The sequence below is a fragment of the Pseudomonas sp. NY15437 genome, assembly GCF_048068435.1.
In the GTDB taxonomy this organism is placed as follows: Bacteria; Pseudomonadota; Gammaproteobacteria; order Pseudomonadales; family Pseudomonadaceae; genus Pseudomonas; species Pseudomonas nitroreducens_B.
The window spans coordinates 535,315-552,564 of the sequence record NZ_JBLUQC010000002.1 but is presented as its reverse complement, the minus strand read 5'-3'; the positions used below and the strand labels follow the sequence as shown (position 1 = coordinate 552,564).

At 64.4% G+C, this 17,250-nt stretch carries 21 protein-coding genes; 11 read left to right on the top strand and 10 right to left on the bottom strand.

Annotated features, from left to right (window positions below; genetic code table 11):
- Positions 1–3: 3 nt before the first annotated feature.
- From rapZ to ACNFIA_RS06605, 9 genes are all read right to left on the bottom strand, one after another.
- Entirely contained in the window at positions 4–861 is an 858-nt protein-coding gene (gene rapZ, locus ACNFIA_RS06645) for an RNase adapter RapZ (RefSeq protein ID WP_259759365.1), read from the bottom strand.
- Positions 862–863: 2 nt separating this feature from the next.
- Positions 864–1,331: a PTS IIA-like nitrogen regulatory protein PtsN gene (gene ptsN, locus ACNFIA_RS06640; protein ID WP_037009823.1), complete on the bottom strand. Its 468-nt coding sequence runs from the start codon at positions 1,329–1,331 to the stop codon at positions 864–866.
- A gap of 9 nt (positions 1,332–1,340) precedes the next feature.
- Positions 1,341–1,649, bottom strand: a complete 309-nt coding sequence (hpf, locus tag ACNFIA_RS06635) for a ribosome hibernation-promoting factor, HPF/YfiA family (protein WP_017518151.1) — start codon at positions 1,647–1,649, stop codon at positions 1,341–1,343.
- Between the two features lie 78 nt (positions 1,650–1,727).
- The gene (locus tag ACNFIA_RS06630) at positions 1,728–3,230 is read right to left on the bottom strand and encodes an RNA polymerase factor sigma-54 (protein ID WP_416783540.1); all 1,503 of its coding nucleotides are present in this window, start codon (positions 3,228–3,230) and stop codon (positions 1,728–1,730) included.
- A gap of 252 nt (positions 3,231–3,482) precedes the next feature.
- Entirely contained in the window at positions 3,483–4,208 is a 726-nt protein-coding gene (gene lptB / locus ACNFIA_RS06625) for an LPS export ABC transporter ATP-binding protein (RefSeq protein WP_236174410.1), read from the bottom strand.
- Positions 4,208–4,744, bottom strand: coding sequence for a lipopolysaccharide transport periplasmic protein LptA (lptA, locus tag ACNFIA_RS06620; protein ID WP_017518148.1), 537 nt, complete (start codon positions 4,742–4,744; stop codon positions 4,208–4,210). Before lptA ends, lptB begins: the two co-directional genes overlap by 1 nt.
- Positions 4,731–5,303: an LPS export ABC transporter periplasmic protein LptC gene (lptC, locus tag ACNFIA_RS06615; protein ID WP_259759368.1), complete on the bottom strand. Its 573-nt coding sequence runs from the start codon at positions 5,301–5,303 to the stop codon at positions 4,731–4,733. The genes lptA and lptC overlap by 14 nt, the downstream gene beginning before the upstream one ends.
- Before the next feature lie 8 nt (positions 5,304–5,311).
- Entirely contained in the window at positions 5,312–5,836 is a 525-nt protein-coding gene (locus ACNFIA_RS06610; RefSeq protein ID WP_416783537.1) for a KdsC family phosphatase, read from the bottom strand.
- Positions 5,837–6,811: a KpsF/GutQ family sugar-phosphate isomerase gene (locus tag ACNFIA_RS06605; protein ID WP_259759369.1), complete on the bottom strand. Its 975-nt coding sequence runs from the start codon at positions 6,809–6,811 to the stop codon at positions 5,837–5,839.
- A 238-nt stretch (positions 6,812–7,049) separates the two neighbouring features.
- Between ACNFIA_RS06605 and ACNFIA_RS06600 the strand changes: the two genes are divergently transcribed.
- The 10 genes from ACNFIA_RS06600 to hisC all read left to right on the top strand — a co-directional run bounded on the left by ACNFIA_RS06600 (position 7,050) and on the right by hisC (position 15,027).
- Positions 7,050–7,859: an ATP-binding cassette domain-containing protein gene (locus tag ACNFIA_RS06600; protein WP_024766540.1), complete on the top strand. Its 810-nt coding sequence runs from the start codon at positions 7,050–7,052 to the stop codon at positions 7,857–7,859.
- Positions 7,859–8,656, top strand: a complete 798-nt coding sequence (mlaE, locus tag ACNFIA_RS06595; RefSeq protein ID WP_259759370.1) for a lipid asymmetry maintenance ABC transporter permease subunit MlaE — start codon at positions 7,859–7,861, stop codon at positions 8,654–8,656. The genes ACNFIA_RS06600 and mlaE overlap by 1 nt, the downstream gene beginning before the upstream one ends.
- Positions 8,656–9,129 (top strand): outer membrane lipid asymmetry maintenance protein MlaD, encoded by a 474-nt coding sequence (gene mlaD, locus ACNFIA_RS06590; RefSeq protein WP_024766538.1) that lies wholly within the window; start codon positions 8,656–8,658, stop codon positions 9,127–9,129. Before mlaE ends, mlaD begins: the two co-directional genes overlap by 1 nt.
- A gap of 11 nt (positions 9,130–9,140) precedes the next feature.
- Positions 9,141–9,788, top strand: coding sequence for an ABC transporter substrate-binding protein (locus tag ACNFIA_RS06585; RefSeq protein WP_416783535.1), 648 nt, complete (start codon positions 9,141–9,143; stop codon positions 9,786–9,788).
- A complete protein-coding gene (locus tag ACNFIA_RS06580) occupies positions 9,785–10,093 on the top strand; it encodes an STAS domain-containing protein (protein WP_259759372.1) in 309 nt (102 codons plus the stop codon). Before ACNFIA_RS06585 ends, ACNFIA_RS06580 begins: the two co-directional genes overlap by 4 nt.
- Before the next feature lie 109 nt (positions 10,094–10,202).
- The gene (locus ACNFIA_RS06575; RefSeq protein WP_416783533.1) at positions 10,203–10,442 is read left to right on the top strand and encodes a BolA family protein; all 240 of its coding nucleotides are present in this window, start codon (positions 10,203–10,205) and stop codon (positions 10,440–10,442) included.
- Positions 10,443–10,461: 19 nt separating this feature from the next.
- Complete coding sequence (gene murA / locus ACNFIA_RS06570) at positions 10,462–11,730, top strand: UDP-N-acetylglucosamine 1-carboxyvinyltransferase (RefSeq protein ID WP_259759374.1); 1,269 nt, start codon at positions 10,462–10,464, stop codon at positions 11,728–11,730.
- A gap of 14 nt (positions 11,731–11,744) precedes the next feature.
- Positions 11,745–12,380 (top strand): ATP phosphoribosyltransferase, encoded by a 636-nt coding sequence (gene hisG, locus ACNFIA_RS06565; RefSeq protein ID WP_017518137.1) that lies wholly within the window; start codon positions 11,745–11,747, stop codon positions 12,378–12,380.
- 265 nt (positions 12,381–12,645) lie between these two features.
- Positions 12,646–13,968 (top strand): histidinol dehydrogenase, encoded by a 1,323-nt coding sequence (gene hisD / locus ACNFIA_RS06560; protein WP_416783532.1) that lies wholly within the window; start codon positions 12,646–12,648, stop codon positions 13,966–13,968.
- Between the two features lie 3 nt (positions 13,969–13,971).
- Positions 13,972–15,027 (top strand): histidinol-phosphate transaminase, encoded by a 1,056-nt coding sequence (gene hisC / locus ACNFIA_RS06555; RefSeq protein WP_259759376.1) that lies wholly within the window; start codon positions 13,972–13,974, stop codon positions 15,025–15,027.
- Between the two features lie 52 nt (positions 15,028–15,079).
- On the opposite strand, the gene algW is transcribed toward hisC, so the two are convergent.
- The gene (algW, locus tag ACNFIA_RS06550; RefSeq protein ID WP_259759377.1) at positions 15,080–16,228 is read right to left on the bottom strand and encodes a Do family serine endopeptidase AlgW; all 1,149 of its coding nucleotides are present in this window, start codon (positions 16,226–16,228) and stop codon (positions 15,080–15,082) included.
- 113 nt (positions 16,229–16,341) lie between these two features.
- Here algW and ACNFIA_RS06545 point away from each other — a divergent pair, with 113 nt between their 5' ends.
- On the top strand, positions 16,342–17,100 hold the full coding sequence (locus ACNFIA_RS06545; protein WP_416783530.1) for a Nif3-like dinuclear metal center hexameric protein: 759 nt from the start codon (positions 16,342–16,344) through the stop codon (positions 17,098–17,100).
- Positions 17,101–17,250 lie beyond the last annotated feature (150 nt).

Here is a 17,250-nt window from a genome sequence, read left to right as displayed (position 1 = left end):
TGCTTAGCTCAGGTCGCGGTGGCGAATCTGTACGTTGGTGAGGGTTTCCTTGAGGGCCTGGCCAATGCGCTCGGCCAGGTAGGTCGAGCGATGCTGGCCACCGGTGCAGCCGATGGCGATGGTGACGTAGGCCCGGTTGCTCGCGGCGAAGCGCGGCAGCCATTTGTTCAGGTAGGCGAGGATGTCCTGGTACATCTCCTCGACGTCCGGTTGTGCCGCCAGGTATTCCTGCACTTCCACTTCCAGCCCGGTGTGCTCGCGTAGCTCCGGCTTCCAGTAGGGGTTGGGCAGGCAGCGTACGTCGAACACGAGGTCGGCATCCACCGGCATGCCGCGCTTGAAGCCGAAGGATTCGACCAGGAAGGCGGTGCCCAGTTCGGGCTTGTTCAGCAGGCGCAGCTTGAGGACGTCGCGCAGCTGATAAAGGTTCAGGTTGGTGGTGTTGAGCTTGAGATCGGCCAGGTCGGCGATGGGCGCCAGCAGGTGCGATTCGTCGGCGATGGCTTCGGCCAGGGAACGGCTGTCGCTGGTCAGCGGGTGGCGCCGGCGGGTCTCGGAAAAGCGTTTGAGCAGGGTTTCGTCATCGGCATCGAGGTACAGCACGTCGCACTGGATGTGCTTGTCGCGGGCTTCCTGCAGCAGCTCGGGGAAGCGCTGCAACTGGCTCGGCAGGTTGCGCGCGTCGATGGAGACGGCGACCTGGGGATGCAGCAGCTCGGTGTGCAGCAGCGCGCGCTGGGCCAGGTCCGGAAGGAGGCTGGCCGGCAGGTTGTCGATGCAGTAGAAGCCGTTGTCCTCGAGCACATTGAGCGCGGTGCTCTTGCCCGAGCCGGATCTTCCACTGACGATGATCAGGCGCATGATCAGTGCCCGTTGTTCTGGAAGTCCACGACGATCCGGTACAGGTCCTCGCCGTTGGCGGCGTGACGCAGGCGGTCGCGGACGTCGGAGCGGTCGAGCATGGAGGCGATCTGCCGCAGCAGTTCCAGGTGCTCCTCGGTGGCCGCTTCGGGTACCAGCAGCACGAACACCAGGTCCACCGGCGCGCCGTCGAGGGCGTCGAAGTCTACCGGGTGGTCAAGGTGGAGGATGGCGCTGATGGGCGACTGGCAGCCGGGGAGACGGCAGTGGGGAATGGCGATGCCATTGCCGAAGCCGGTGGAGCCCAGGCGTTCCCGGGCCACCAGGCTGTCGAAGATGTCTTGGGAATCGAAGCCCGGCAGCTCGCGCGCCACCAGGTTGGCGATTTGTTCGAGGACACGTTTCTTGCTGCCGCCCGGCACGTTCACGAGGGAACGGCCGGGGGTCAGGATTTGCTCAAGTCGGATCATAGAGAGGGGTTAACGAACGCCCACACCTTGCTGGCGTTCGAGGTATTTTTCCTTGTGCTTGATCAGTTGGCGGTCGAGCTTGTCGGTGAGCAGGTCGATGGCCGCGTACATGTCTTCATGTTCGGCGCAGGCCACCACTTCGCCTCCGGCGATGTGGAGGGTGGCTTCAATTTTCTGCTTCAGTTTCTCGACCTCCATGATGACCTGAACATTGGTGATCTTGTCGAAGTGGCGCTCCAGCCGGCCAAGTTTCTCGCCGACATAGTCGCGCAGGGCGTCGGTCACATCCAGTTGATGTCCACTGATGTTGACTTGCATACCGCTTTCTCCTTGTTGCCCGTGTGTAAGTGGCAGGTTAGGGGGCCTGCCGCCGGAACACTTTGGCGTGGATCAACGTCACACCAGTCGCTTGCGCTCGCTCGAGGGAGAGATTCCTAGGGACTCCCGGTACTTGGCGACGGTACGACGTGCCACTTGAATGCCCTGTGCCTCCAGTAAACCAGCGATCTTGCTGTCACTCAATGGCTTTTTCGGACTTTCCGCCGCGACCAGTTTCTTGATGATCGCGCGGATCGCCGTGGAGGAGCACTCGCCGCCTTCGGAGGTGCTGACGTGGCTGGAGAAGAAGTACTTCAGCTCGAAGATGCCCCGCGGCGTGTGCATGAACTTCTGCGTGGTGACGCGGGAGATGGTCGATTCGTGCATGCCCACCGCCTCGGCGATGTCATGCAGGACCAGCGGTTTCATCGCCTCCTCGCCGTATTCGAGGAAGCCGCGCTGGTGCTCGACGATCTGCGTCGCCACCTTCATCAGCGTCTCGTTGCGGCTTTGCAGGCTCTTGATGAACCAGCGCGCTTCCTGCAGCTGGTTGCGCATGAAGGTGTTGTCGGCGCTGGAGTCGGCGCGGCGTACCAGGCCCGCATATTGCGAGTTGACGCGCAGGCGCGGCACCGCTTCCTGGTTCAGCTCCACCAGCCAGCGGTCGTTGTGCTTGCGGACGATGACGTCCGGGACCACGTACTCGGCTTCGCCGGATTCGATCTGCGAGCCGGGACGAGGGTGCAGCGACTGGATCAGCTCGATGGTTTCGCGCAGCTCGTCTTCCTTGAGCTTCATGCGTCGCATCAGTTGGCTGTAGTCGCGGCTGCCGAGCAGGTCGAGGTGGTCGCTGACCAGACGGATGGCCTCGGCCAGCAGGTAGGTCTTGGGCGGCATCTGGCGCAGCTGCAGCAGCAGGCATTCGCGCAGGTTGCGCGCGCCGACGCCGGCGGGTTCGAGCTGTTGCACGCGGCGCAGCACGACTTCCACTTCATCCATCTCTACGCCCAGTTCGGGATCGATGGAGGCGAGGATGTCGTCGAGGGATTCTTCGAGGTAACCGTCGTCCGTGATGCCGTCGATGATGCTCAGGGCGATCAGGCGGTCGGTATCGGACATCGGCAGGAGGTTGAGCTGCCACAGCAGGTGGCTCTGCAGGCTTTCGCCGGCGGAGGTGCGGGAGGTGAAGTCCCACTCGTCGTCATCGTTGCTGGGCAGGCTGCTGGCACTGGTCTGGTAGATGTCTTCCCAGGCGGTGTCGACCGGCAACTCGTTGGGGATGCGCTCGGCCCACTGGTCCTCGTCGAGGCTGTCGGCGTTGGGCGTGGTGCTTTCCTGGAAATTGTCCTGGGAACTGCTGCTGGTACCGTTGGCGCCGGACTCTGCGCCGTCCGCCATCGGGTCGCTGTTATCGAAATCCTCACCTTCTTCCTGGCGCTCCAGCATCGGGTTGGACTCCAGGGCTTCCTGGATTTCCTGTTGGAGGTCCAGCGTGGAGAGCTGGAGCAGTCGGATGGCCTGTTGCAGCTGCGGGGTCATCGTCAGCTGCTGGCCCATCTTGAGGACTAGCGATGGTTTCATGCTGGAACTAGGCACCTTGTTCGCTGGCGCACGGCGCGCCATATCCACGACTACGGACGCCGGAGCGCCGCGAGGAAGCAAATTATATGCCTGAGTTTGGACGCTTTGCCTAGGGGCTGTCGACCTTTCGTTACAACCCGGTTGCGCAAGGCAAGAGCGGGCAGCCGAATACGACGCGCAGCGGCCGGCAAGCCGCGCCACGCTTGGGCAGGAGAGAGGCTGCCGCGCCCAGGCAGGGCGCGGCGCGGGGCCTTACAGGCGGAACTCGTGGCCCAGGTAGACTTCCTTCACCAGGTCGTTGGCGAGGATGCTTTCGGCGCTGCCTTCGGCGATCAGTTGACCGTCGTTGACGATGTACGCCGTTTCGCAGATATCCAGGGTCTCGCGGACGTTGTGGTCGGTGATCAGCACACCGATGCCCTTGGCCTTGAGGTGATGGATGATCTGCTTGATGTCGCCCACGGAGATCGGATCGACGCCAGCGAAGGGCTCGTCCAGCAGGATGAACTTCGGCGAGCTGGCCAGGGCGCGGGCGATTTCCACGCGGCGGCGTTCACCACCGGACAGGCTCATGCCGAGGTTGTCGCGGATGTGGTGGATGTGGAACTCCTCAAGCAGGCCCTCCAGGGCTTCCTGGCGGCCGGCGCGATCGAGGTCGGCACGGGTTTCCAGGATGGCGCCGATGTTGTCCGCCACCGACAGCTTGCGGAAGATCGAGGCTTCCTGCGGCAGGTAGCCGATGCCGGCGCGCGCGCGGCCGTGCATGGGCAGGTGGGTGACATCCTGCTCGTCGATGCGGACGACGCCCTGATCGGCGCGAACCAGGCCGACGATCATGTAGAAGCAGGTGGTCTTGCCCGCTCCGTTGGGGCCGAGCAGGCCGACGATCTGCCCGCTCTCGATGCTCATGCTGACATCGCGGACGACTTGCCGGCTCTTGTAGCTCTTGGCGAGGTGCTGGGCGGTTAGCGTAGCCATTACTGCGCTTGATCCTGCTTTTTCTTGGGCTGGATGACCATGTCGATTCGCGGACGCGGCGTGGTGACCTGGGAGCCGGTGGCGCGGCCTGCGTTGACGATCTGGCGCTGGGTGTCGTAGACGATCTTCTCGCCTTCGAAGGTGTTGCCTTCCTGGATCACCTTGGCCTGGTCGATCAGCACCACGCGGTTCTGCGACACGAAGTACTGGATGGTCAGGCCGTAGGCCTGGGTGATCTGCTTGTCCGGCGCCGGCTTCTGCTCGAAGTAGGCGGGCTTGCCGACCGAGGTCACGACCTCGATCTCGCCATCCTTGTTCTGCTTGAGCGTGACGGTGTTGCCGGTCAGCTTCATGCTGCCCTGGGTCACCACCACGTCGCCGCGATAGACCGCTACGCCCTGCTTGTCATCCAGTTCGGCGCTGTCGGCCTGGACGCGGATCGGCTGTTCCCGGTCGGTGGGAAGCGCCCAGGCGGCAGAGCTGCCGATGGCGGCGGCGAGGCTGAAGAGAAGGGGGAGGGTGTTAACGAGCCTCATGCTGACCTCTTACGTTGGACAGCAGGAGCATCCGGCTGTCTTTCAGATACGCTTTCATGCCAACTGCCGTGGTCACACCGTTGGGTTCGGTGATCTTCACGGGTTGGTCAGTCTGCGCATAGTCCTTGTCTGGGAACACCGTCATGCGCGAGGTGTTGAGCAGGAGCGTGCGCTGCTGTGCGTCGGTGCGCGCAACGCGCACGTCGTCGATCAGCTCGACCTGCTTGCCTTCGGGGGCCACTTCGGCGCGAACGCTCTGGACATGCCACGGCTGAGGCTCGTTCTCCCGGTGGAAGAAGAGGTCGGGCGTGGTGACCAGGGTCACGTCGGTTGCTTTCAGGTGTTCGAGTTTGTCGGCGGTCATCTCGTAGGCGAGGGAACCGTCGACGCGGTACTGCACGCTCTTGGCGTTCACCACGTAGAAATCGACAGCGTCGCTGGTCTGCGACTTGAGCTGCCGCTCGTTGAAATCCAGGCGCACGTTCCAGTAATAGCCGAGGGCGATCAGCAGGATGGCGATCAGGGCGAGCAACAGCTTCTGTTGGAGTGTCTTGGGCATGTTCGGCTCTAGAGGTACGCGTTCTGGGCAGCTTCGAGGTTGCCCTGGGCGCGCAGGATCAGTTCGCAGAACTCGCGGGCGGCGCCTTCGCCGCCACGGGCCTGGGTCACGCCGTCGGCATGCTGGCGCACGAACGCATCGCCGCTGGCGACCGCCATGCCCAGGCCGGCGCGGCGGATGGCCGGCAGGTCGGGTAGATCGTCGCCCAGGTAGGCGACTTCTTCATAGCCTAGACCCAGTTCGGCGAGCAACTCGTCCAGGGCGACCAGCTTGTCTTCGCGGCCCTGGAACAGGTGGTTGATGCCCAGGTTCTTCGCCCGGCGCTCGACCACCGGGCTCGAACGGCCGGTGATGATCGCGGTGCGCACGCCGGAGTTCATCAGCATCTTGATGCCCTGGCCGTCCAGGGTGTTGAACGTCTTGAACTCGCCGCCCTCAGGCAGGAAGTAGAGCTTGCCGTCGGTGAGCACGCCATCGACGTCGAACACCGCCAGGCGGACCTTTTTCGCGCGCTGCAGCAGGTCGGCGGTCATTCAGATGACCCCCGCGCGGGTCAGGTCGTGGACGTGGAGGACGCCGACCGGATGATCCTTGTCGTCGACCACCACGAGCACGTTGATCTTGTGGTCGTCCATGATCTTCAGGGCTTCGGCGGCGAGCATGTCCGGGCGCGCGGTCTTGCCGTGCACGGTCATCACCTGGTCGATGGTCACCTGGCGCACGTCCAGGCCCTTGTCGAGGGTGCGGCGCAGGTCGCCGTCGGTGAAGACCCCGGCCAGACGGCCGTCTTCGCCCAGGATGACGGTCATGCCCAGGCCCTTTCGGGTCATTTCCAGCAGGGCGCCGCTGAGCGACGTGCCCGGGGAAACCTGCGGCAATGCTTCACCCACGTGCATGATGTTTTCCACTTTCAGCAACAATCGACGGCCCAGTGCGCCGCCCGGATGCGAGAAAGCGAAGTCTTCGGCGGTGAAGCCACGGGCTTCCAGCAGGGCGATGGCGAGCGCGTCGCCGATCACCAGGGAAACCGTGGTGGAGGAGGTCGGCGCCAGGTTCAGCGAGCAGGCTTCGTGCTCGACGCTGGCATCCAGGTTGACCGCGGCGGCCTTGGCCAGCGGCGATTCGGCGTTGCCGGTCATGCTGATCAGGGTGATGCCCAGGCGCTTGATCAGCGGCAGCAGGGTGACGATTTCGGCGGTGGAACCGGAGTTGGACAGGGCCAGGACGACGTCGTCCTTGGTGATCATGCCCATGTCGCCGTGGCTGGCTTCGGCCGGATGGACGAAGAAGGACGGCGTGCCGGTGCTGGCCAGGGTGGCGGCGATCTTGCGGGCGATGTGCCCGGATTTGCCCATGCCGACCACGACCACGCGGCCCTTGCAGGCCAGCAGCAGTTCGCAGGCCAGGGAGAAATCGGCGCCGATGCGCGGCAGCAGAGCGTCTACCGAGTCACGCTCGAGGCGGATGGTGCGTTGTGCCGACTGGATGAAATCGTGTTTCTGGCTCATGTTCCAAAGGCGCGGGGCAAAATGAAGTGCGAGATTATAACGGGAAAGCGACGAAGGCTTCATCACTGGCATCTCAATGTTGAGCGCATTTTGCTGAACTGGCCCTTAACGGTGGCTTAGCAGCGCTTGGGGCGCGGCTTCGCGGGGTGTTATAGTTCGCCGCCGTTCGGCCTGCCGCGCCGTGTTCCTGCCGTGTGACAGACGGGGCAACGGACAGCGCCGTGATGAAAGGAGTTCTATGAGCACCAATGACCAATACGCGGTCGAGCTGAAGGGGCTGAGCTTCAAGCGTGGCACGCGTAAGATTTTCGATAACGTGGACATCCGCATTCCGCGCGGCAAGGTCACCGGGATCATGGGGCCCTCGGGGTGTGGCAAGACCACCCTGCTGCGACTGATCGCCGCCCAGCTGCGCCCGGCGAGCGGGGAAGTGTGGGTCAACGGCCAGAATCTCCCCACGCTGGGTCGCAGCGACCTGTTCGACATGCGCAAGCAGTTCGGCGTGCTGTTCCAGAGCGGCGCGCTGTTCACCGACCTCGACGTTTTCGAGAACGTGGCCTTCCCGCTGCGGGTGCACACCGAGCTGCCGGAGGACATGATCCGCGACATCGTCCTGATGAAACTGCAGGCCGTGGGCCTGCGCGGAGCGGTGGAACTGATGCCGGACGAGCTGTCCGGCGGCATGAAGCGCCGTGTGGCGCTGGCCCGGGCGATTGCGCTGGACCCGCAGATCCTGATGTACGACGAGCCCTTCGTGGGACAGGACCCGATCGCCATGGGCGTTCTGGTGCGCCTGATCCGTCTGCTCAACGATGCCCTGGGCATCACCAGCATCGTGGTTTCCCACGACCTGGCGGAAACCGCGAGCATCGCCGACTACATCTATATCGTCGGCGACGGTCGTGTGCTCGGCCACGGGACGCCGGCGGACCTGCAGGGTCTCGACGATCCGCGGGTGCGCCAGTTCATGAAGGGCATCCCGGATGGTCCGGTGCCGTTCCACTATCCTGCTCGCGATTACCGCGCCGACCTGCTGGGAGAACGTTGATGCGCAAGACTTCACCGCTCGAGCGCGTTCGCCTGCTCGGGCGCGCGGGCCTCGATGTCCTCGAGTCGCTGGGCCGTTCGAGCCTGTTCCTGGTGCATGCCATCTTCGGCCGCCGCGTGCACAGCGGCGCCTTCCAGTTGCTGGTCAAGCAGCTGTATTCGGTGGGTGTGCTGTCCCTGGCGATCATCGTCGTCTCCGGGCTGTTCATCGGCATGGTGCTGGCCCTGCAGGGCTACAACATCCTGGCGAGCTACGGTTCCGAGCAGGCGGTTGGCCAGATGGTGGCGCTGACGCTGTTGCGTGAACTGGGGCCGGTGGTGACCGGTCTGTTGTTCGCAGGGCGTGCCGGTTCCGCGCTGACCGCCGAGATCGGCAACATGAAATCCACGGAGCAGTTGTCCAGCCTGGAGATGATCGGCGTCGACCCGCTCAAGTACATCATCGCGCCGCGCCTGTGGGCCGGCTTCATCTCGATGCCGCTGCTGGCAGCTATCTTCAGTGTCGTCGGCATCTGGGGCGGAGCCCTGGTCGCCGTGGACTGGCTGGGTGTGTATGACGGTTCGTACTGGTCGAACATGCAGAACAGCGTGCAGTTCACCAAGGACATTCTCAATGGCGTGATCAAGAGCGTGGTGTTCGCTTTCGTCGTGACCTGGATCGCCGTGTTCCAGGGGTATGACTGCGAACCCACCTCCGAAGGGATCAGCCGCGCCACCACCCGTACCGTTGTGTATGCCTCCCTGGCCGTGCTGGGGCTGGACTTCATCCTGACCGCCTTGATGTTTGGAGACTTCTGATGCAAACCCGCACCCTGGAAATCGGTGTAGGCCTGTTCATTCTGGCCGGCCTGCTGGCCCTGCTGCTGCTGGCCCTGCGTGTCAGCGGACTGACCATCGGCAATTCGGGCGATACCTACAAGCTGTACGCCTATTTCGACAATATCGCCGGTGTCACCGTGCGCGGTAAGGTCACCATGGCGGGCGTCACCATCGGCAAGGTCACCGCGGTGGACCTGGACCATGACAGCTATCGTGGTCGAGTGACCATGGAGATCAACCGTCAGGTCAACAACCTGCCGGACGACTCGACCGCCTCCATCCTGACCGCCGGCCTGCTCGGCGAGAAATACATCGGCATCAGCGTCGGTGGTGATGAAGAGCTGCTCAAGGACGGCGATACCATCAAGGACACCCAGTCGGCACTCGTGCTGGAAGACCTGATCGGCAAGTTCCTGCTGAATTCGGTCAACAAAGACGACTCGAAGAAATGAGGACTCATTCCATGTTGAAAACCTTGCGCCGTGGCTTCCTGGTTCTGCTCGCGATCCTGCCGCTGTTCGCCCAGGCCGAGCAGACCGCACAGCAGGTCGTGCAGCAGACCGTCGACAGCCTGCTGACGGACCTGAAAACCAACAAGGCCAGCTACAAGGCCAATCCCCAGGCGTTCTACGACACCCTGAACCGTATCCTCGGCCCGGTAGTGGACTCCGAGGGCATCGCCAAGGGCGTGATGACCGTCAAGTATTCGCGCCAGGCCACCCCGGAGCAGGTCAAGCGCTTCGAGGAAACCTTCAAGAACAGCCTGTTCCAGTTCTATGGCAACGCGCTGCTGGAATACGACAACCAGGACATCCGCGTGCTGAACACCGGCAAGCAGGAGCAGGACCGCGCTTCGGTGAACATGGAAGTGGTGGGCAGCAGCGGCGCCATCTATCCGGTGCAGTACACCATGGTCAACCAGGGCGGCACCTGGCGCCTGCGTAACGTGATCATCAACGGCATCAACATCGGCAAGCTGTTCCGTGACCAGTTCGCCGATTCCATGCAGAAGAACCGCAATGACCTGGAAGCCACCATCGCCGGGTGGGGCCAGGTAGTCGCCAAGGCCAAGGACGCTGCCAAGGGCCAGCCGGAAGGCGGCGCTGAATGAGCCAGGGCGATATCTCGGAGCGTTCCGAGGGCGAACTGGCCCTGGTCGGCGTGCTGGATTACAGCACCGGCCCCGCGTTGCGCGAGAAGGGCGCCCGGCTGATCTCCGCCAGCAAGGCAACGGCGCTGCGCGTGGATTGCTCCGGGGTGGAACACTCCAGCAGCGTCGGATTGTCGCTGCTGCTGTCCTATACCCGCGATGCGCGCAAGGCCGGCAAGACGCTGCAGATCGCCGGCCTGCCCAAGGACATGCAGGAAATCGCCAAGGTGGGCGAGCTCCTGGAGATCCTGCCGTTACAACATTGAAACAATGAGAAGCCCTCCGTCCGCGACTTCCCCTGCCGGGGTTCGCAGGCGGGGGGCTTTTTTGTATCATGGCCGACCCGCGCGCGTAGGGCGCCGAACGAGGTTGAGCATGCAGGCCGTAGAAGTCAAAAACTTCCTGGAATCGAAACTGCCAGGTACCCAGATCGAAGTGGAAGGCGAAGGCTGCAATTTCCAGCTGAACCTGATCAGCGACGAGCTCGTCGGCCTGAGCCCGGTCAAGCGCCAGCAACAAGTCTATGCCCACCTGAACGAGTGGATCGCCTCGGGCGCCATCCATGCCGTCACCATGAAATTCTTCAGCCGCGCCGCCTGGGCCGAGCGTTCCTGAGCCCACGGGGAAAATAGCAATGGATAAACTGATCATTACCGGCGGCACTCGTCTCGATGGCGAGATCCGCATCTCCGGCGCGAAGAACTCGGCGCTGCCGATCCTCGCCGCCACCCTGCTGGCCGACACCCCGGTGACCGTCTGCAACCTGCCGCACCTGCACGACATCACCACCATGATCGAGCTGTTCGGTCGCATGGGCGTGCAGCCGATCATCGACGAGAAACTCAACGTCGAAGTCGACGCCAGCACCATCAAGACCCTGGTGGCGCCGTACGAGCTGGTCAAGACCATGCGGGCGTCGATCCTCGTGCTCGGCCCGATGGTGGCCCGCTTCGGTGAAGCCGAAGTCGCGCTGCCCGGCGGCTGCGCCATCGGTTCGCGTCCGGTGGACCTGCACATCCGCGGCCTGGAAGCCATGGGCGCGCAGATCACCGTCGAAGGCGGCTACATCAAGGCCAAGGCCCCGGCTGGCGGCCTGCAGGGCGCGCACTTCTTCTTCGATACCGTCAGCGTGACCGGTACCGAGAACATCATGATGGCCGCCGCGCTGGCCAATGGCCGTTCCGTGCTGGAAAACGCCGCGCGCGAGCCCGAAGTCGTCGACCTGGCCAACTTCATCAACGCCATGGGCGGTGATGTGCAGGGCGCCGGTACCGATACCATCGTGATCAACGGTGTCAAAAGCCTGGGTGGCGGCGCCAAGTACAGCGTCATGCCCGACCGCATCGAGACCGGCACCTACCTGGCCGCTGCCGCGGCCACCGGTGGTCGCGTCAAGCTCAAGGACACCGACCCGACCATCCTCGAGGCCGTGCTGGCCAAGCTGGTCGAAGCGGGCGCGCACATCACCACCGGCAGCAACTGGATCGAGCTGGACATGAAGGGCAACCGGCCAAAGGCGGTGAACATCCGCACCGCGCCGTACCCGGCATTCCCCACCGACATGCAGGCGCAGTTCATTTCCCTGAACGCCATCGCCGAAGGCACCGGCGCGGTCATCGAGACCGTGTTCGAGAACCGCTTCATGCACGTCTACGAAATGAACCGCATGGGCGCGCAGATCCTGGTCGAAGGCAACACCGCCATCGTCACTGGCGTTCCGCAGCTCAAGGGCGCCCCGGTCATGGCAACCGACCTGCGTGCTTCCGCCAGCCTGGTGATCGCTGCCCTGGTGGCTGAAGGCGACACCCTGATCGACCGCATCTACCACATCGACCGTGGCTACGAGTGCATCGAAGAGAAACTGCAACTGCTCGGGGCGAAGATTCGCCGCGTACCGGGCTAGGGCTGAGGCGGACAATGCTGACGATTGCCCTGTCCAAGGGCCGGATCCTCGACGACACCCTGCCGCTGCTCGCGGCGGCAGGCATCGTGCCGACCGAGAATCCGGACAAGAGCCGCAAGCTGATCATCCCCACCACCCTCGATGACGTGCGCCTGCTGATCGTGCGCGCCACCGACGTGCCGACCTATGTCGAGCACGGCGCCGCCGACCTCGGCGTGGCGGGCAAGGACGTGCTCATGGAGTACGGTGGCCAGGGCCTCTACGAGCCCCTGGACCTGAAGATCGCCAACTGCAAGCTGATGACCGCCGGTGCGGTCGGTGCGCCGGAGCCCAAGGGGCGCCTGCGCGTGGCCACCAAGTTCGTCAATGTCGCCAAGCGCTACTACGCCGAACAGGGCCGCCAGGTCGACGTGATCAAGCTGTACGGCTCCATGGAGCTGGCACCGCTGGTCGGCCTCGCCGACAAGATCATCGACGTGGTCGATACCGGCAATACCCTGCGCGCGAACGGCCTGGAGCCCCAGGAACTGATCGCGCACATCAGCTCGCGCCTGGTGGTGAACAAGGCTTCGATGAAGATGCAGCATGCGCGCATCCAGGCCCTGATCGACACCCTGCGCGAAGCGGTGGAGTCTCGACACCGGGCGTAATCCTTAGCGCGGCCATCTGGCTGCGCCCGCCTATCCGTGTCATAGCCAAATTTTCTCGGGTGCCCGCACGGAAGGCTTGGTAGTCTTGCGGCGCCCGAGAACCTGTCCCTGATCTGCTGCGCTCGATCAGGCGGCGTTGAAAACAGTCTCGGAATGCTCATTCACAGCACGTGAACTCCGCTTCCTCGCCTGTTTTCGCCTTGCCTGATCTTCGCTCGCGACGACCAGGGACAGGTCCTAATCACGCCAATTAAAGAGGCCAGCTATGACCGCACCCTTCGCACTCCGTCGACTCAACGCCGCCGATCCGGACTTCGCGCGTCATCTGGACCATCTGCTCTCCTGGGAAAGCGTGTCCGACGAGTCGGTGAACCAGCGCGTGCTGGACATCATCGCTGACGTGCGCCAGCGCGGTGACGCTGCCGTGGTGGAGTTCACCCAGCGTTTCGATGGCGTCGACGCCACATCCATGGCCGACCTGATCCTGCCGCGCGAGCGCCTGGAACTGGCCCTGACCCGCATCACCCCGGCGCAGCGCGAGGCGCTGGAGATCGCCGCCGAGCGCGTGCGCAGCTACCACGAGAAGCAGAAGCAGGACTCCTGGCGCTACACCGAAGCCGACGGCACTGTGCTCGGCCAGCAAGTCACCCCGCTGGATCGCGCCGGCCTGTATGTGCCTGGCGGCAAGGCGTCCTACCCGTCGTCCGTGCTGATGAACGCCATTCCGGCCAAGGTCGCCGGCGTCGCCGAAGTGGTGATGGTGGTGCCGACCCCGCGCGGCGAGATCAATGAAATCGTCCTGGCCGCCGCCTGCATCGCCGGCGTCGATCGCGTCTTCACCATCGGCGGCGCCCAGGCCGTGGCCGCGCTGGCCTACGGCACCGAGAGCGTGCCCCAGGTGGACAAGATCGTCGGCCCGGGCAACATCTACGTCGCCACCGCCAAGCGCCACGTGTTCGGCCAGGTAGGTATCGACATGATCGCCGGCCCGTCCGAAATCCTCGTGGTCTGCGATGGCGGCACCGATCCGGACTGGATCGCCATGGACCTGTTCTCCCAGGCCGAGCACGACGAGGACGCCCAGTCGATCCTGGTCAGCCCCGACGCCGCCTTCCTGGACAAGGTCGCCGCCAGCATCGAGAAGCTGCTGCCGACCATGGAGCGTGCCGAGATCATCCGCACCTCGCTGACCAACCGCGGCGCGCTGATTCATGTGGCCGACCAGGAGCAGGCCTGCCAGGTCGCCAACCGCATCGCGCCGGAGCACCTGGAGCTGTCCGTGGCCGACCCGGAAAGCTGGCTGCCGAAGATCCGCCACGCCGGCGCCATCTTCATGGGCCGCTACACCGCCGAGGCGCTGGGCGATTACTGCGCCGGGCCGAACCACGTACTGCCGACTTCCGGCACGGCGCGCTTCTCCTCGCCGCTGGGCGTGTATGACTTCCAGAAGCGCTCCTCGATCATCTTCTGCTCCGCGCCGGGCGCCTCCGAGCTGGGCAAGACCGCTTCGATCCTGGCCCGTGGCGAGTCGCTGACCGCCCACGCGCGCAGCGCCGAATTCCGCATCCTTGACGCTAAGAGTGAGTAACCCATGAGCAAATTCTGGAGTCCCTTCGTCAAGGAACTGGTGCCCTACGTTCCGGGCGAGCAGCCGAAGCTGGCCAAGCTGGTCAAGCTCAACACCAACGAAAACCCCTACGGCCCGTCGCCGAAGGTGGTCGCCGCGATCCAGGCCGAGCTGAACGACACGCTGCGCCTGTACCCGGACCCAAATGCGGATCGCCTCAAGCAGACCATCGCCCAGTACCACGGCGTGAAGCCCTCCCAGGTCTTCGTCGGCAACGGGTCGGACGAGGTCCTGGCACACGCCTTCCACGCGCTGTTCCAGCACGGCAAGCCGCTGCTGTTCCCCGACGTGACCTACAGCTTCTACCCCGTCTACTGCGGCCTCTACGGCATCGACTTCGAAGCGCTGCCGCTGGACGAGCAGTTCCAGATCCGCGTCGAGGATTACGCGCGCCCGAACGGCGGCATCATCTTCCCCAACCCCAACGCGCCCACTGGTTGCCTGCTGCCGCTCGAGGCCATCGAACGCCTGCTGCAAGCGAGCCCGGACAGCGTAGTGCTGGTGGATGAAGCCTATGTCGATTTCGGTGGCGAGACGGCGATTTCCCTGGTCAACCGCTACCCGAACCTGCTGGTGGCGCAGACCCTGTCCAAGTCGCGTTCGCTGGCGGGCCTGCGGGTCGGCTTCGCGGTCGGCCACGAGGACCTGATCGAAGCGCTGGAGCGCGTGAAGAACAGCTTCAACTCCTACCCGCTCGACCGCCTGGCCCTGGCTGGCGCGGTGGCGTCCTTCGAGGACCAGGCCTACTTCGAGCAGACCTGCAACGCGGTTATCCACAGCCGCGACAAGCTGGTGGCCGAACTCAAGACCCTGGGCTTCGACGTGCTGCCGTCGGCGGCGAACTTCATCTTCGCCCGCCACCCGCAGCGCGACGGCGCCGAGCTGGCCGCGGCGCTGCGCGAGGAGGGCGTGATCGTGCGTCACTTCAAGCAGCAGCGGATCAACCAGTTCCTGCGCATCAGCATTGGCACCGAGGAGCAGAACCAGGCGCTGCTGGATGCGTTGCGCCTGAAGCTGTAAGCCATTCGCGGAAATGAAAACGGCGCCCTCGGGCGCCGTTTTTCATTGCGGATCAGTTGGCGTTGGGGGCCGGCGGCGGACGCAGGCCGACTTCGGCGTTGAGCGTCACCGGCTTGCCGTTGCGCAGCACTTCGATGGTGATCTTCTCGCCCGGCTTGGTACGCGCGACCTGGTTCATCGAGCGCCGGCCATCGCTGGCGGCCTCGCCATCGATGTTCAGGATGATGTCGCCTGGCAGCAGGCCGCCCTTGGCCGCGGGGCCGTCGCGGTAGACGCCGGCAACGACGATGCCGGCCTTGTCCTTGAGATCGAAGGACTCGGCCAGTTCCGGCGTCAGCGGCTGCACTTCGACGCCGAGCCAGCCGCGAATCACCTGGCCGTGCTCGATGATCGACTGCATGACTTCCAGCGCCAGCTTGGTCGGGATGGCGAAGCCGATGCCCTGGGAGCCGCCGGACTTGGAGAAGATCGCGGTGTTGATGCCGATCAGGTTGCCGTTGGCGTCCACCAGCGCACCGCCCGAGTTGCCCGGGTTGATCGCGGCGTCGGTCTGGATGAAGTCCTCGTAGGTGTTCAGGCCCAGCTGGTTGCGCCCGGTGGCGCTGATGATGCCCATGGTGACGGTCTGGCCGACGCCGAAGGGGTTGCCGATGGCCAGGCACACATCGCCGGTGCGGATGCCATCGGAGCGGCCGAGCATGATCGAGGGCAGGTCCTTGAGGTCGATCTTCAGGACCGCGAGGTCGGTTTCCGGATCACTGCCCACCAGGCGGGCGATGGTCTCGCGGCCATCGCGCAGGGCCACGACGATCTGGTCGGCCCCGGCGGTCACGTGGTTGTTGGTCAGCAGGTAGCCTTCGGGGCTCATGATCACCGCCGAACCCAGGCTGGACTCCATGCGCTTCTGCTGCGGCAGGTTATCCCCGAAGAAGCGCCGGAATAGCGGGTCGTCGAGCATCGAGTTGTTCGGCTTGCTGACCATCTTGGTGGTGTACAGGTTTGCCACGGCCGGCGACGAGCGGGTCACGGCATCGGCGTAGCTGACCGGGCCCTGTTGCAGGCGGCTGAGCAGCGGGGCTTGTTGCAGGTGTACTTCCTGCTGCGGAAGGCCGACCCATTGCGGGTTATGCTGGATGATCAGCAGCGCCAAGAGGACGCCAACCAGCACGGGCCAGCCGAGAAAACGCAGGGCCTTCAGCATCGAAGAAAATCCTTGGGGTTGCTTGGCCGGGGGAGGGCCGATAGGGTGGCGGCCATTATACGGGCGGCGAGCCAAGAAAATAGACGCTCGCAGCCGATGTTGGAGGAATTTCGATGGCAATCGCACTGAGCACGCTGGTCGAGGAAGCGGACCGTTTCCTCGAGGCGGCGAAGATCCAGGATTACTGCCCCAATGGCCTGCAGGTCGAGGGCCGGCCGCAGGTGCGCCGGATCGTTTCCGGGGTCACCGCCAGCCAGGCATTGCTGGATGCTGCCGTGGCGGCGGACGCCGATGTGGTGCTGGTCCACCATGGCTACTTCTGGAAAGGCGAGGGCGCCCGCGTGGTGGGCATGAAGCAGCGTCGTCTGAAGACCCTGCTGAACAACGATATCAGCCTGCTGGCCTATCACCTGCCGCTGGACCTGCATGCCGACGTGGGCAACAACGTGCAGCTTGGCCGCCAGCTCGGCTTCGAGATCGAAGGCCCGCTGGAGCCGGGCAACCCGCGTTCCATCGTGCTGGTCGGCTCGCTGGCCGAGCCCATGCTGCCGAGCGATCTGGCGCGCCATGTGCGCGATGTGCTGGGCCGCGAACCGCTGTTGGTGGATGGCGGCCAGCCGATTCGTCGCATCGCCTGGTGCACCGGTGGCGCCCAGGGGTACATCGACCAGGCCATTGCCGCCGGCGTCGATGCCTACCTCACCGGGGAAGTCTCCGAGCAGACCGTGCACAGCGCCCGCGAGAACGGCATCAGCTTCATTGCCGCCGGGCACCACGCGACCGAACGCTATGGCGTGCAGGCCCTGGGCGACTACCTGGCCAAGCGCTTCGCCATCGAGCACCTGTTCATCGATTGCCCGAACCCGGCCTGATCCTTCGGCCCGGCAATCTTCGTGTAGGAGCGAGCGTGCTCGCGAGGCCGTGTGACTGGGGCTGTTCGCGAGCGAGCTCGCTCCTGCAGGTGAAACTCGATCCTCGCGGCAACGAAAAAGGCCGGCTCACTGAGCCGGCCTTTTTGCGTG

Bases quoted from the DNA above. Each gene is read 5' to 3' on its own strand.
- ACNFIA_RS06575 (WP_416783533.1), top strand. From the start codon at position 10,203: ATGCAGGCCGTAGAAGTCAAAAACTTCCTGGAATCGAAACTGCCAGGT.
- ACNFIA_RS06585 (WP_416783535.1), top strand. From the start codon at position 9,141: ATGTTGAAAACCTTGCGCCGTGGCTTCCTGGTTCTGCTCGCGATCCTG.
- hpf (WP_017518151.1), bottom strand. From the start codon at position 1,649: ATGCAAGTCAACATCAGTGGACATCAACTGGATGTGACCGACGCCCTG.
- hisD (WP_416783532.1), top strand. From the start codon at position 12,646: ATGACCGCACCCTTCGCACTCCGTCGACTCAACGCCGCCGATCCGGAC.
- ACNFIA_RS06600 (WP_024766540.1), top strand. From the start codon at position 7,050: ATGAGCACCAATGACCAATACGCGGTCGAGCTGAAGGGGCTGAGCTTC.
- rapZ (WP_259759365.1), bottom strand. From the start codon at position 861: ATGCGCCTGATCATCGTCAGTGGAAGATCCGGCTCGGGCAAGAGCACC.
- ACNFIA_RS06580 (WP_259759372.1), top strand. From the start codon at position 9,785: ATGAGCCAGGGCGATATCTCGGAGCGTTCCGAGGGCGAACTGGCCCTG.
- mlaE (WP_259759370.1), top strand. From the start codon at position 7,859: ATGCGCAAGACTTCACCGCTCGAGCGCGTTCGCCTGCTCGGGCGCGCG.
- lptC (WP_259759368.1), bottom strand. From the start codon at position 5,303: ATGCCCAAGACACTCCAACAGAAGCTGTTGCTCGCCCTGATCGCCATC.
- ACNFIA_RS06545 (WP_416783530.1), top strand. From the start codon at position 16,342: ATGGCAATCGCACTGAGCACGCTGGTCGAGGAAGCGGACCGTTTCCTC.
- hisC (WP_259759376.1), top strand. From the start codon at position 13,972: ATGAGCAAATTCTGGAGTCCCTTCGTCAAGGAACTGGTGCCCTACGTT.
- ACNFIA_RS06630 (WP_416783540.1), bottom strand. From the start codon at position 3,230: ATGAAACCATCGCTAGTCCTCAAGATGGGCCAGCAGCTGACGATGACC.
- hisG (WP_017518137.1), top strand. From the start codon at position 11,745: ATGCTGACGATTGCCCTGTCCAAGGGCCGGATCCTCGACGACACCCTG.
- lptB (WP_236174410.1), bottom strand. From the start codon at position 4,208: ATGGCTACGCTAACCGCCCAGCACCTCGCCAAGAGCTACAAGAGCCGG.
- algW (WP_259759377.1), bottom strand. From the start codon at position 16,228: ATGCTGAAGGCCCTGCGTTTTCTCGGCTGGCCCGTGCTGGTTGGCGTC.
- ACNFIA_RS06605 (WP_259759369.1), bottom strand. From the start codon at position 6,811: ATGAGCCAGAAACACGATTTCATCCAGTCGGCACAACGCACCATCCGC.
- ACNFIA_RS06610 (WP_416783537.1), bottom strand. From the start codon at position 5,836: ATGACCGCCGACCTGCTGCAGCGCGCGAAAAAGGTCCGCCTGGCGGTG.
- ptsN (WP_037009823.1), bottom strand. From the start codon at position 1,331: ATGATCCGACTTGAGCAAATCCTGACCCCCGGCCGTTCCCTCGTGAAC.
- lptA (WP_017518148.1), bottom strand. From the start codon at position 4,744: ATGAGGCTCGTTAACACCCTCCCCCTTCTCTTCAGCCTCGCCGCCGCC.
- mlaD (WP_024766538.1), top strand. From the start codon at position 8,656: ATGCAAACCCGCACCCTGGAAATCGGTGTAGGCCTGTTCATTCTGGCC.
- murA (WP_259759374.1), top strand. From the start codon at position 10,462: ATGGATAAACTGATCATTACCGGCGGCACTCGTCTCGATGGCGAGATC.